At 68.1% G+C, this 12,976-nt stretch carries 12 protein-coding genes; 4 read left to right on the top strand and 8 right to left on the bottom strand.

All coding sequences use genetic code 11. From position 1 onward, the window contains the following. The first annotated feature begins 82 nt into the window (after positions 1-82). On the top strand, positions 83-235 hold the full coding sequence (locus FOB72_RS32255; RefSeq protein WP_191002367.1) for a hypothetical protein: 153 nt from the start codon (positions 83-85) through the stop codon (positions 233-235). On the opposite strand, the gene FOB72_RS20760 is transcribed toward FOB72_RS32255, so the two are convergent. From FOB72_RS20760 to FOB72_RS20745, 4 genes are read right to left on the bottom strand one after another with little or no spacing between them, the layout of a single operon-like run. Next, positions 232-891: a DUF2459 domain-containing protein gene (locus FOB72_RS20760; protein WP_223851728.1), complete on the bottom strand. Its 660-nt coding sequence runs from the start codon at positions 889-891 to the stop codon at positions 232-234. The genes FOB72_RS32255 and FOB72_RS20760 overlap by 4 nt on opposite strands. Beyond that, positions 879-2,105 carry a chromate efflux transporter gene (chrA, locus tag FOB72_RS20755; protein ID WP_150374598.1) on the bottom strand — a complete coding sequence of 409 codons (1,227 nt, stop codon included), beginning with the start codon at positions 2,103-2,105 and terminating at the stop codon, positions 879-881. Before chrA ends, FOB72_RS20760 begins: the two co-directional genes overlap by 13 nt. An 8-nt stretch (positions 2,106-2,113) precedes the next feature. After that, the gene (locus FOB72_RS20750) at positions 2,114-3,505 is read right to left on the bottom strand and encodes an ATP-binding protein (protein WP_150374597.1); all 1,392 of its coding nucleotides are present in this window, start codon (positions 3,503-3,505) and stop codon (positions 2,114-2,116) included. Then, entirely contained in the window at positions 3,502-4,182 is a 681-nt protein-coding gene (locus tag FOB72_RS20745) for a response regulator (protein ID WP_150374596.1), read from the bottom strand. Before FOB72_RS20745 ends, FOB72_RS20750 begins: the two co-directional genes overlap by 4 nt. A 137-nt stretch (positions 4,183-4,319) precedes the next feature. Here FOB72_RS20745 and FOB72_RS20740 point away from each other — a divergent pair, with 137 nt between their 5' ends. Beyond that, the gene (locus FOB72_RS20740; protein ID WP_411859868.1) at positions 4,320-6,065 is read left to right on the top strand and encodes a glycosyltransferase family 39 protein; all 1,746 of its coding nucleotides are present in this window, start codon (positions 4,320-4,322) and stop codon (positions 6,063-6,065) included. Between the two features lie 41 nt (positions 6,066-6,106). Here the strand turns inward: FOB72_RS20740 and FOB72_RS20735 are convergent, their stop codons facing one another. After that, positions 6,107-7,030, bottom strand: a complete 924-nt coding sequence (locus FOB72_RS20735) for a DMT family transporter (RefSeq protein ID WP_150374595.1) — start codon at positions 7,028-7,030, stop codon at positions 6,107-6,109. A 146-nt stretch (positions 7,031-7,176) separates the two neighbouring features. Between FOB72_RS20735 and FOB72_RS20730 the strand changes: the two genes are divergently transcribed. Both FOB72_RS20730 and FOB72_RS20725 read left to right on the top strand, forming a co-directional pair. Then, positions 7,177-7,647 carry an Lrp/AsnC family transcriptional regulator gene (locus FOB72_RS20730; protein ID WP_109584085.1) on the top strand — a complete coding sequence of 157 codons (471 nt, stop codon included), beginning with the start codon at positions 7,177-7,179 and terminating at the stop codon, positions 7,645-7,647. Positions 7,648-7,797: 150 nt separating this feature from the next. Beyond that, positions 7,798-8,709 carry an aspartyl/asparaginyl beta-hydroxylase domain-containing protein gene (locus tag FOB72_RS20725; RefSeq protein ID WP_150374594.1) on the top strand — a complete coding sequence of 304 codons (912 nt, stop codon included), beginning with the start codon at positions 7,798-7,800 and terminating at the stop codon, positions 8,707-8,709. Between the two features lie 37 nt (positions 8,710-8,746). Here FOB72_RS20725 and FOB72_RS20720 read toward each other — a convergent pair whose 3' ends face one another. The 3 genes from FOB72_RS20720 to FOB72_RS20710 all read right to left on the bottom strand — a co-directional run bounded on the left by FOB72_RS20720 (position 8,747) and on the right by FOB72_RS20710 (position 12,975). Then, entirely contained in the window at positions 8,747-10,348 is a 1,602-nt protein-coding gene (locus FOB72_RS20720) for a gamma-glutamyltransferase family protein (RefSeq protein ID WP_150374593.1), read from the bottom strand. 115 nt (positions 10,349-10,463) lie between these two features. Continuing rightward, on the bottom strand, positions 10,464-11,480 hold the full coding sequence (locus tag FOB72_RS20715; RefSeq protein WP_150374592.1) for a Bug family tripartite tricarboxylate transporter substrate binding protein: 1,017 nt from the start codon (positions 11,478-11,480) through the stop codon (positions 10,464-10,466). Between the two features lie 88 nt (positions 11,481-11,568). Then, positions 11,569-12,975: an efflux transporter outer membrane subunit gene (locus tag FOB72_RS20710; protein ID WP_223851727.1), complete on the bottom strand. Its 1,407-nt coding sequence runs from the start codon at positions 12,973-12,975 to the stop codon at positions 11,569-11,571. Position 12,976 lies beyond the last annotated feature (1 nt).

Here is a 12,976-nt window from a genome sequence, read left to right as displayed (position 1 = left end):
GCGTTTGTAGGAGAAGGGCGGATGGCGAAACCGAAATCCGCCTGCCTATACTTTCTACAAAACATCATGTGGGAGCGACGTCATGTCCAGGTTCTTGCTGTTGTTGATCGTCCCTGGTTCGCTCGCGGGCTGCGTATCGTTCAGTAGCAGCGATCCGCAGCCGCCCGCGCGCACGACCGTGGTATCGCCCCCGCCGGGCAGCAGCACCACGGTCTGCAGTCCGGGCCCCTGCTAGCGCGATGCCGCCGCGGATGTCTCCGCCAGCGCACGCACCTGCGTCATCACCCCGCTGGCGAACAACACCGGTCCGCTGACCGGTATGCCCGCTGTGCGTAACCCCTCCGCCGTCCACGTGTTGCAGGTGTAGAAGCCTGCGTACGTGGCCGTTGCGCCGAGGAACAGGCCGCCATCGTAGGGGCCCTTGCCGAGATGCACGGGCGCACCCGCGCCATCCGTCTGCACGGATCCCACCAGAAACGCGCGCAGGCGCGCGAGGCCGGCCTGATCGATGCCGAGCCGCACGACATTGCCGGCGCCGAACGCCGCGGCCGGCGTGTCGCGCAATACGGTCAGCAGGATGGCGCCATCGCCTGGGAACAGCGCGGACAGCATGGTCCAGGTATCGCGCTCGCGCGACAGGACATAGCGACGGTCGCCGAAGCCGAAGCACAGGAAACGCGAGCCGTCGTAGCCGGCAGCGAACACCGTGATATCGGGGCCGGCATCGTCGGTGCGTACGCAGATATCGGTGTGCCAGTCGCGCTCCACCACATCGATCGTCGTCGTCACAGGACCCTGCGGTGCCGCGGCGGGTGCGCCCGCGCAGCCCGCGATGCCGGTGGCCAGCGCCATGGCCGCCACGGCATGAAACCGTCTGGTCAGGCGTACCACGCCAGACCCCACCCGGCCGCCCCGCACGCGAGCACCACGCACCACGGCGGCAATCGCCATATCGCCACGGCCATCCATGCGAGCAGCACGAACGCGACATCGGACGGCGCGTGCACGGCGCTGGTCCACACAGGGTCGTACAGCGCGGCGACGAGCAGCCCGACCACTCCCGCGTTGACGCCGGCCAGCGCGCCACGCGCGCCGATGCTGCGGCGCAGTCCTTCCCAGAACGGCAACGCGCCGAACACGAGCAGGAACGATGGCAGAAAGATTGCCACGACGCAGAGCAGGCCACCAGACCAGCCAGTGGGCGCGATGCGCATGGAGGCACCGAGGAACGCGGCAAACGTGAAGAGTGGGCCCGGCACGGCTTGCGCGGCCCCATAGCCGGCGAGAAACATATCGTTGTCGACCCAGCCCGATGGCACGACGGCGGCCTGCAGCAGCGGCAGCACGACGTGACCGCCGCCGAAGACGAGCGCGCCCGCGCGATAGAACGCATCGAACATCGCAAGCGGGCCACCGGCATGCGCGAGCCATGGCAGGGCGACCAGCAGGATGGCGAACAGCGACAGAAAGATTGCACCCGTGCGGTGCCCGATGACCACCGGCAGCGGCTCGTGGTCCGCCACGCGCGCATCGCGCAGCCAGACGGCGCCGATCGCCCCCGTGGCCACGATCGCCGCGATCTGCGTCCATGGCGATGGCATCAGCAGGGCGACCACCGCCGTCAGTCCCATCAGCGTGATGCGCGGCACGCCGCGGCACAGCGTGCTGCCCATGCCCCAGACCGCCTGCGCCACAACGGCGACGGCCGCGATCTTGAGGCCGTGCAGCAGGCCCGCGGGTACCGTCGCACCGTATTCGGCAAGGCCGAGCGCGAGCACGATAAGGGCGACCGCGGAAGGCAGCGTAAAGCCGAGCCATGCGGCCAGCGCGCCCGCATATCCGGCGCGCGACAGGCCGACCACGATGCCGACCTGGCTGCTGGCCGGCCCGGGGAGAAACTGGCACAGCGCGACGATATCGGAGTAGGCATGCTCGCTGAGCCAGCGGCGGCGATGCACGAACATGTCGCGAAAATAGCCGAGGTGCGCCACGGGCCCGCCGAACGAGGTCAGGCCCAGTCGCAGAAAGACGAGGAACACGGCCCACGCGCCGTCGTTGTCGCGGGAACTGGCTTCTGGCTGGATATGCGTGCGGTCGGTCGTCATGGGGGGAATTATCGGGCCGGATTGTGACCGGGACCATCGCGGCGGATGGTGGCGATGAGGCCTGTGCCTTCAACCGCCAGTCGATTGGAAAGATCGATCCGCAGCCCGTGCAGCGCCGCCACGCGCCGCGCGATGGAGATGCCGAGCCCGGTGCCATGCTCGCGCCGGCCGGCCTCGCGGAAGAAGCGGTCGCCGAGCCTTGGCAGGATCTCCGCCGGCACCCCGGGCCCGCAGTCGGCCACCTCGATGCGGTCGGGGAGGAAGGTGACGGTCACGAGCGTATGCGGCGGGCTGTAGCGCAGCGCATTGTCGAGCAGGTTGCGCAGCATCGTGCCGAGCAGCGCCGGCTCGCCGGTCACGGGCAGCGGCACCTCGGGCTCGGCCGGCCAGACGAGTTCCACGTCCACGTCGCGGCTGGCGGACAACGGCAGGCAATCGGACAAGGCATGGTTGGCGATCTCGGGCCAGTCGGCGGCCTCGGGATGGCGGGGCGCCACATGTTCCTCCAGCCGGCTCAGGGTCAGCAACTGGTTCACGAGCCGGCTCAGCCGATCGATGCCGGCTTCGACCATCGCGCCCGCGCGCGTGCGCTCCGCGTCGTCCTGCGAACGGCTCGCGACCTCCCACTGCGCCTTGAGCGCGGCCAGCGGCGTGCGCAGCTCGTGGGCGGCATCGGCGGTCAGGCGCCGCTCGTGATCGAGCAACGCCGAGACGCGCGACAGCAGCTGGTTCATCGCGGTGACGAGCGGCACCAGTTCGCCGGGTACCGATGCAACCTCGAGCGGCGTGGGATCGTCGGGCGCGCGCGTGCCCAGTTGCGTGGTCAGCGTGTACACGGGCCGCAGCGCGCGGCGCACGGCCCAGACCAGCAGCAATGTCAGCAGCGGCAGCCCGAGGATCCACGGCAGCACCTGCGCCTCCAGATACGCGAAGATCAGCTCCTCGCGTTCCGCGAGCACCTGGCCCACGCATACGCGCCAGCCGACGGCGCTGTCGTTGAGGTAGTAAAGCCGCCATTGCACGCCGTCGATCGTTGCCTCCGTAAACCCCTTGATATGGGGCGCGCGCGGCAGCCGGTCCCCGTCCGGATCGATATGCAGCGGCTCGCCACCGGGTCGCCACGCGGCAATCGCAAGCTCGCCGAGCCCTGCGCTGCCGAGGTCGCCGAGGTCCTCGTCGCCCGGCTCGGGTTCGGAAGACGGCGGCGCGGGCCGCGGCAGCCTGGCGATATCGACGATGGGCAGCACGGCCTGCATCTGCTGCGCCATGCGGACCATGTCGGTGTCGTAGAGCTCGTTGATCTCCTCGCGCGCGCTCACGTAGATGATCGCGCTCGTCAGCGTCCATGCGAGCGCCGCGGCAAACAGGACCGCAAGGATCAGCCGCCGCTGCAGCGTCATGCGTCGGCCCCGATCGCCTCGAGCGTGCCGAGCGAATAGCCGGCACCGCGCAGCGTGCGCACGATGCCCGGATGCAGCTTGCGCCGAAGATGGTGGATATGGACCTCGAGCGTATTGCTCTCCGCGGACTTGTCCCACGCGTAGAGCTTGTCGCGCAGGAAGTCGCGGGTCAGCACGCGGTTCGGATGCGTGAGCAGCAGTTCGAGCAGCAACGCTTCACGGCTGGTCAGTTCCACGGACTGACCCTGCCAGCTGGCCTGCCGCGAGGCCGCGTTGAACTCGAGCGGGCCGTGCCGCCAGACGGGCTCCGCCTGGCCGGCCGCGCGCCGCGTCACGGCCCGCAGCCGCGCGGCCAGTTCGTCGATGGCGACGGGCTTGACGAGGTAATCGTCGGCGCCCGCGTCGAGCAGGCTGATGCGGCTTTCCACCGCGTCGCGCGCGGTCAGCACGATGACCGGCGTGGTCCGCCGCCGCGTGCGCCAGCGCGCGAGCAACTCGCCGCCGTCATCTTCGTCGAGCCCGAGGTCCAGCACGATGGCGTCGTATTCCATGACCTCCACCGCGTGATCGGCCGCGGCGGCCGTGGAGAACCAGTCGACCACGTGCCCGAGCAGCTTCAGTCCGCGCTGCAGTCCATCGCCCAGCATGGCGTCGTCTTCGACGATAAGAATTCTCATTTTTCGGTGATTTGCTACGTGTGTTGCGACATTGTGCAACGGCAGGTGACGAAAGCGTACCAGTTTGATCCTGCTTAATGTGCCACTAAGGTTCAACTCCTACGCTGCGCGTTCCCTCCTCTTGCTTTGGCGCGCGCATGTTGCATCCTCCGTCACATTCGGGCTCGACACGGACTTCCGAACTGCTGCCGCACCCCGCAATGCCGCCGGCCGGTGCCGGGCGCTGGGGCGGCGTGGACCGTCGCGCACTATGGTGGATCGGCGCGGCCGTGGCCGCGGTGCTCGCCGTCTGGTTCGGCACGCTTGCCATGCGCCATCTGATCGGCCCCGACGAAGGCCGCTATGCCGAGATCTCGCGCGAGATGTTCGCCACCGGCGACTGGGTCACGATTCGATACAACGCGCTCAAGTACTTCGAGAAACCCCCGTTTCATATGTGGGTGACGGCGGTTGCCTACACGTTGCTCGGCGTGGGCGAGTGGCAGGCGCGCCTGTGCGTCGCGTTGTCGGGTTTGCTCGGCATCGGCATGACGATGCTGGCCACGTGGCGCTGGTTCGGCGCGCGCGCGGGCTGGCTCGCGGCCATCGTGCTGCTGGGCGCGCCGATGTGGAGCACGGCCGCGCACTTCAATACGCTCGACATGACGCTTGCGGGCGCGATGGCCTGCACGCTGGCGACGATGCTGATGGCCCAGCATCCCGATGCCAGCGCGGCCGCGCGCCGCCGCTGGATGCTGCTCTGCTGGGCGACGATGGGCGTGGCCGTGCTGACCAAGGGGCTGGTCGGCATCGCGCTGCCGGGCCTCGTGCTCGTCTGTTACTCGCTGGTCGCGCGTGACGGCACGCTCTGGCGCCGCATGCACTGGGTCGCCGGGCTGGCGATCCTGCTAGCGGTGACGGTGCCGTGGTTCTGGCTCATCGCGCGGCGCAATCCGGAGTTCCTGCACTTCTTCTTTATCCACGAGCACTGGGAGCGCTATACCTCCAATGTGCATTCGCGCTCGGGTCCGCTGCTGTACTTCGTGCCGCTGATCGTCGGCGGGATGTTGCCGTGGGCCGGCCTGTTTCCGAGCATGTGGACAGCCATGCGGTCGAAGACCGTGGTTGCGCAGCGCGGCACGTTCCGTCCGCTGCTGCTCGTGGGCGTGTGGGCCATCGCCATTTTCGTCTTCTTCAGCCTCTCGCGTTCCAAGCTGCCGGGCTATATCGTGCCCGTGGTGCCGGCACTGGCGATCCTCGCGGCCGTCGCGCTCGACCGTCTGGACCTGCGCGCATGGCGGCGCCAGCTGATCGGCGCGGGGATCGTCGCGGCGATATGCCTGATGGCGAGCCCGATCGTCGGCTCGCTGAACGCGAACAATATTCCGAGCCTGTTCTATCGCACGTATGCGATCTGGGTCGCGGCGACGTTCGCGCTGATGCTGGCGGGCGTGGTCCTGGCATGGTGGCTGGCCGCGCGCGGCAGGCTGACGGGCAGCATGGCGAGCTACGGCGTGGGCATGTACGTCGCGTTTACCGTGGCCCTGCTTGGCTACGATACGGTCGGCCGCCCGTTATCGGGCGCCGATATCGCGCCCGTGGTCGCGCGACACCTGACGCCGGGCATGCCGCTGTATGGCGTGCGCATGCTCGACCATACGCTGCCGTTCTACGTTCGGCATCCGCTCACGATGGTGGCAGAGGCGGACGAACTCGGCTTCGGCACGAGCGTGGAGCCGTCGCGCTGGATGCCGACGATCGCCGCCTTCGAGACCGCGTGGCGCGACGAGGGGCCGGCCCTGGCCGTCATGTCGCCCGATACCTACCAGCAGCTTGCGGGCAAGGTGCCGATGTATGTGGTGGCGCGCGACTACAAGCGCGTGGTGGTATCGAACCGGCCCTGATTTGCGGCCCTGATTTGCCGCGATGATCGCGGGCGCGGGGACTACGCACGCGCCGCGCGTGCGAACCGCGGCGCCAGCGCCGTGGTGACCACGCCAAGCGCGATCAGTGCGAGCCCGATCGACAGGTCGCCCGAGATGCGCTCGTGCCAGACCGCCGCGGAGATCACGAGGCCGACCACGGGCACGCCGAGCATCGCGATCGATGTCGCCGCCGGCGGCAGCGTCTGCGTGATATTGAGCACGAGGATAAAGGTCAGCGCCGTCGCAAGCGGACCGGTATAGGCGATGGCGGGCCAGATATCGACAAAGGCGCCCATGTCGGGCACGCCGTCGCGCAGCAGGGCCAGCAACAGCAGCGGTACGGTGGCAATGGCCGTCTGCCAGGGAATCATGTCGGCGCCGAGCCGGACCCCGCGGTTCGCGCGCAGCTGGATGATATTGACGGCCCACGCGAGCGACGCGCCGAGCAGCATCGCGAGGCCGACCACGGTGTGCAATTCCCAGTGCGTCACGGCGGGCAACACGATGACCGCGATGCCCGCGTAGCTCATGGCCGTGGCGATCCACTGCACGCGCGACGGGCGCTCGCCGAGCACGAGCGATGCCAGCGGAATGACCCAGATGGCTGTGGCATAGGCCACCACCGACGCGCGGCCGGGCGCGACGTATTGCAACGCCCACAGCGCCAGCGCCGTAAAGGCGGCCATCTGCAGCAGGCCCACGCCGAGCACGAGCGGCCATTCCTGGCGCGTGGGAAAGCGCAGGCGGCCGAGCAGGGCCAGCACCACGACGCTCAGCAGCGCCGCCGAACCGAAGCGCGCGGTGGCGAACCACAGCGGGCTGATATGCGACAAGCCGAACTTCATCACGGGCCAGTTGCCGCCCCAGACAACGACGGCGCCGATCAGCGGCAGGAACTTGCGGATACCGGCGCCGGCGGAGGCGGCGGTGGGGTGGGCGGACATGATGCGGCTCCGGAACGATGTATTGGCTAGGGAAATCCCTTAGCGAGAGTCTAGGGTGCCTTGCACCGCAGCATTGACCGCAATGGGCCGCATCGTGATCCGATTCCAGCATAGAATGCCGGACAACCTCATTTCGGAAGCGCAACATGCTGGACATCGATCTCGACGCCACCGACATCCGGATTCTGGGCGAACTGCAGCGCGACGGTAGCCTGACCAATGTCGAACTCGCGAGCCGCGTGAATCTGTCGCCCTCCCCATGCCTGGCGCGCGTGAAGAACCTGGAGAAGCAGGGCGTGATCTCGCGCCGCGTGACGCTGCTCGATGCGCGGCGGCTCGGCCTCAAGGTGGTGGTCTTTATCCAGATCTCGCTCGACAAGCAGCGCCGGGAGACGCTCGATGCATTCGAGCGGCGCATCGCCGCGCTGCCGCAGGTCATGGAGTGCTATCTGATGTCCGGGGACGCGGACTACCTGCTGCGGGTGATCGTGCCCGATGTCGAAGCGCTGGAGCGGCTCATCATCGACCACATCACGAAGATTCCAGGCGTATCGAATATCCGGTCGAGCTTCGCGCTCAAGCAAGTGCTCTACAGCACCGCGCTGCCGCTCGGGTAACCTTTTCAATAATCGATCAACGCTTTCGCAAATGCCGTCTTCTGTGGTTAACGTCGCACACTGACTGCGCACTTCAAGGATGCACTGTCGTCCACGGGATTAAGATTTCTGACACATAAGAAATGTCGATCCCGTCGTCGAGGTTGCACCATGCGTTGGGCTGTCCTGCTCATTTTTATCGTCAGCGCCCTTTACACCCACTTCCGTGGCAAGGCGCGCCATGGCTTCTTCCGCCAGCTGTTCGATCATTCCACGTTCCTGGCCCCATTGAATGGATTTGCGTACGCATTCTCGAGCGTCCCGCGCACCCCGTTCATCGCCCGCGAACACTTTCCCGAGCTAGACATCATTCGCCGCGAATGGCAGACCATTCGCGCGGAGGCGCTCGCGCTAGCGGAAGACGAACGATTGCAGGCCGCCACCGGTTATACCGATATCGGCTTCAACTCGTTTTTCCGGCAGGGGTGGAAGCGCTTCTACCTGAAGTGGTACGACACGCCGCATCCGTCGGCGATCGCCGCGTGCCCGCGCACGCTGGCGATTCTCAACGCGCTGCCGTCGGTCAGGGCCGCGATGTTCGCGCGGCTGCCGCCAGGCGCGAAGCTGTTTCCGCACCGGGATCCCTATGCGGGCTCGCTACGCTATCACCTGGGACTGGTCACGCCGAACGACGACCTGTGTTCGATCACCGTCGATAACGAAACCTATTCGTGGCGCGATGGGCAGGATGTGGTGTTCGACGAGACGTTTCTGCACCATGCGAAGAACGGCACCGCGCACGATCGCATCATCCTGTTCTGCGATATCGAGCGGCCGTTGCGGTTCGGCTGGGCGCAGCGTGTCAATCGCGCGATCAGCGATACGCTGATGCGCGCGGCCGCATCGCCCAACGAGCGCGGAGACGCGACCGGCGGACTGAACCGCGCGTTCAAGTACATCTATGCGGTGCGGATGGTCGGCAAGCGCCTGAAGGCGTGGAACCGCAACGTGTACTACACGCTAAAGTGGGCGCTGATGCTTGGGATCGTGATGGCGGTGTTCTGGCCTCACACGCATATGTGAGGCCAGCACGCTCAGGCCAGCACGATGAAGCCAGCCATCAAAAGCCGACCGGGTAGCCGTCCTTGCGATAGTCGGACGCGGCCGCGTAGCCGTGTTCCATCTTCATCGCCATCTGCGCGCCGCCGAAGTCGAGGCTGTCCGGCGCGGCCGTCTCCACCGAATGCCCGCGCGCGCGCAGCCCTTCCAGCGTCTCGCGCGGGGTGTGGGCTTCCACGGACACGCCGACGTTGTCGTCGAGCACGCGCCAGCGCGGAGCGTCGTTGGCCGCCTGCGGATTCTGGTCGAAGTCCGCGATACGGCTCGTCATCTGCACGTGGCCCTGTGCCTGCATCGACCCGCCCATGACGCCGAACGACGCGAGCGGCGCGCCGTTGCGCGTCAGGAAGCCCGGGATGATCGTATGGAACGGGCGCTTGCCCGGTGCCACCTGGTTCGCGTGGCCCGGCGTGAGATTGAAGCCCCAGCCGCGGTTATGCAGCGCGATCCCCGTGTTCGGCACCACCACGCCCGAACCGAAGCCTTTGAAGTTGGACTGGATATACGAGACCATCATGCCGTTGCGGTCGGCGGCGGTCAGGTACACGGTGCCGCCCGTATGCGGCTTGCCCGGGCCCGGGTACGACGCCTTGTCGGGATCGATCGCCTTGGCGCGTTCGGCCAGATAGGCGGGGTCGAGCAGCGCTTCGGGCGTGACGCGGCCCGCCTCGCGCATCGCATCCACGTCACCGACGTACGCGTGCAGGTCCGCGAACGCGAGCTTCATCGCCTCGATTTGCAGATGCATCGTGCGCGCGCTATCGCGGCCCGCGGCGGCGACGTCCCAGTGTTCGAGCATGCCGAGCGCCATCAGCGCGCCGATGCCCTGGCCGTTCGGCCCGATCTCGTGCAGCGTCACGTCGCGATAGCGCATGCTGATGGGCTCGACCCAGTCGGCACGATGCGCGGCGAGATCGGCCTCGTCGATGCGGCCGCCCGTGGCGCGCGCATGGTCGGCAATCTTCTTCGCGAGCTCGCCGTGATAGAAGTCGTCGCCCTTGCTGCGCGCGATGCGCTCGAGCGTTTCCGCCTGGCCGGGGCACACGAAGCGCTCGCCGGGCAGCGGCGCGCGGCCGCGCGGGGCGAACGCTTCACGGTAACCGGGCTGGCCTTCCAGCACGGGCACCTGTGCCTGCCACTGGCGGTGCACAGTGTGCGAGACGACATAACCGTTGCGCGCGTATTCGATGGCCGGCTCGAACAGGTCTTCGAACGGCAGCGAGCCGAAGCGCTCCCACGTGGTGCGCCAGCCCGACACGGCGCCGGGCACGGTCACGGCATCCCAGCCGATGGGTGGCATGGCGCTATAGCGCGAGAACGACTCGGGCGTCCACGCGCGCGGCGCGCGGCCCGACGCGTTGAGGCCGTGCATCTGCTTGCCATCCCAGATCAGCGCGAACGCGTCGCCGCCGATGCCGTTCATGCAGGGTTCGACGACGGTCAGCGCGATGGCGGTGGCCAGCGCCGCGTCCACGGCGTTGCCGCCCTTGGCCAGCATGCGCAGGCCGGCTGCTGCGGCCAGCGGTTGCGAGGTGGAAACGACGTTGTCGCCGAGCACCGGAACGCGGCGCGACGGATAGGGGAAGTCCCAGAAGGTGGTCATGAACGGTGGCGGTGAGAAGACGAACGGGCGACGGCCCCGTGGCGGGGGCGATGCAGTGGCCTCTCCCGAAGGGGAGAGGCCGAAGGACGATCATACGCGATCGTTGCAGGCGGTATCAGTCGACCTTGACCTTCGCGGCCTGTGCAACCTTGCTCCAGTCGCGCATTTCCTCGCTGATCATGCGGCCGAACTTGTCGCTCGGCGTATAGGCGATTTGCACGCCCTGTGCGTCCATGGTGTCGACGAGGTCGGGCATGGCCAGCACGGTCTTGGTGGCGGCGGCGAGCTTCTCGATGACGGCGGGCGGCGTGCCCTTCGGCGCGACCAGACCGAACAGGTTGTCGGCGCGGAAGTCCTGGATGCCGGCTTCGATCATGGTCGGGGCTTCGGGCAGCGACTTCACGCGCTTGTCGGAGGCCACGGCGAGCAGGCGCAGCTTGCCGGACTTCACGTGCGGGAGCGCGGACGGAATGCTGTCGAACATCATCGCGGCGCGGCCGGCCATCAGGTCGGGCATCGCGAACGAGCTGCCCTTGTACGGGACGTGAATCACGTCCACGCCCGCGCGCAGGCGGAACAGTTCGGACTCGAGGTGCGACAGCGTGCCGGAGCCCTGCGAGGCGAAGTTGTACTGGCCGGGAGCGGCCTTCAGGTACTTGACCAGTTCCGGCACGGTCTTGACGGGCAGCGAGGCCGGCACCACGAGGATATGCGGCACGGTGCCGATACCGGCGATGGGGACGAAGTCCTTGGCCAGGTTCGCGGGCTGGTTGCTATACGTCGCGGCGGCGATGGCGGCGTTGCTCACGGCGGCCATATAGAGCGTGTAGCCATCGGGAGCGGCCTTGGCCGCGTACCCGAGGCCGATCGCACCGCCGGCACCGGGGCGGTTCTCGACGACGACGGGCTGATGCAGGACCTGCGACAGGCGCTGGCCGACGGCACGGGCGAGCACGTCGGTGGCACCGGCGGGCGGGAACGACAGCACGAGCTGGATCGGGCGTTCCGGGTATTCGGCGAGGGCGGCGGGAGCGGCAAGTGCACCGGCAAGGCCGGCCGCGGCGAGAACGAGGTTCAGAGTGGTGCGGGTATGCGCCATCAAGGTGCGCGCGATCGGGAACTGCGATGCCATGGTAAGACGAACTCCAAAATGTTTGTAAAGCATGACAAATGGAGCAAGTGGCGTGCCAGTCCTGCGGGTTTTCCCTGAAATTTCGCGCTCAAGTTTGTCGCGGCGTTGCCGTCCAGCCGCCGCCCAGGGCGCGGTACAGGCCGACGCTGGCCTGCAGTTGCGAGAGGCCCAGCTGGACCGACTGGTCCTGCGCGGCGTACAGCGTGCGCTGGGCATCGAGCACGGTCAGCAGCGTTTCCGCGCCCGCGCGGTAGCGCGACTCGGATAGCCGGGCGGCCTCGCGTGCCTGCCGTAGCGCCTCGGCCTGCGCGACGCGCTGGTTTGCCACGCCATCGACCGCGGTCAGCGCGGTTTCCACGTCGCCAAAGGCGTTGACGATCGCGCCACGGTAGGCGGCGAGCAGTTCCTCCCTGCGCGCGACGGCCAGATCGCGTCCCGCGGACAGGCGGCCGGCGTTGAAGATCGGCACGACGAGTCCTGCGGCGAGGTTGTAGAGCGAGGTGTCGAACAGGTTGCGCACATGTTCCGCTCCCACGCCGGCGCCGGCGGTCAGGGTCAGCGTGGGGAGCATCGCGGCGCGGGCGACGGTGATATCGGCGTCGGCCGCGGCCAGTGCGCGTTCGGCCTGCGCGAGGTCCGGGCGGCGGACCAGCAGTTCGCTCGGGACGCCCGTGGCCGCCGTGGGCGCGGCGATATCGTCGAGCGTCGTGGCGGCGATGTCGAAGCCTTCGACGGGCCTGCCCAGTACGACGGCCAGCGCGGCCAGGCTGGCGCGCGCCTGCTGCGTGCGGAGGGCCAGCTCCTGCCGTTGCGTGGCGACGAGCCCGCGCTGCTGGGCGAGTTCGAGCGGCGTGGCGGCACCGGCGCGCGCGCGCGATTCCACGAGCGCGAGGATGCGCTGCGAATTCTCGAGGTTGCGCTCGGCGATGGTCACGCGTTCGCGCAGGGCCACGGTTTGCAGATAGGTGTTGGCCACCGTGGCCACGACGGTCAGCGTGACGGCGTCGCGCGCATAGGTTGTGGCGAGCCAGGCGGCGCGCGCCGAGTCGCGCAGCGCCGCGTTGCCGCCCCAGATGTCGATTTCATAGCTCGCGAACAGCTGGGCGGTATAGAAGCCCGAGACGGTTTCCTGTGGCTCCTTGAACCGTTGCGCGTTGGCGGAGAGGCTGACGTCGGGCAACAGCGCGGCGCCGGCGATGCGGGCCTGGGCCTGGGCTTGCCGCACGCGCGCGGCGGCGGCGGCCACGTCGAAGCTGCTGGCCTGCGCCTGCGCGATGAGGGTGGTGAGCTCCGTGCTGCGGAAGCGTTGCCACCATGCGGCTTCGAGCGGCGCGGCCGGCTCGACGCCCGTGTCGTTGCGCCATGCCGCGGGCACTTGCACGGCTGGCACATCGCCGGCCGGAGCGGCGGCGCAGCCAGCGAGCAGTGCAAAGAGCAGGGTGACGACCGGGGTGGTCATCGGCGCGGCGAGGGCGGTCGTGCGGGAGGGTGTCATC

Origin of the sequence: Cupriavidus pauculus (assembly GCF_008693385.1) — a bacterium.
GTDB lineage: Bacteria > Pseudomonadota > Gammaproteobacteria > Burkholderiales > Burkholderiaceae > Cupriavidus > Cupriavidus pauculus_D.
The sequence above is the reverse complement of the archived record's forward strand: the minus strand, read 5'-3'. Positions and strand labels throughout refer to the sequence as shown.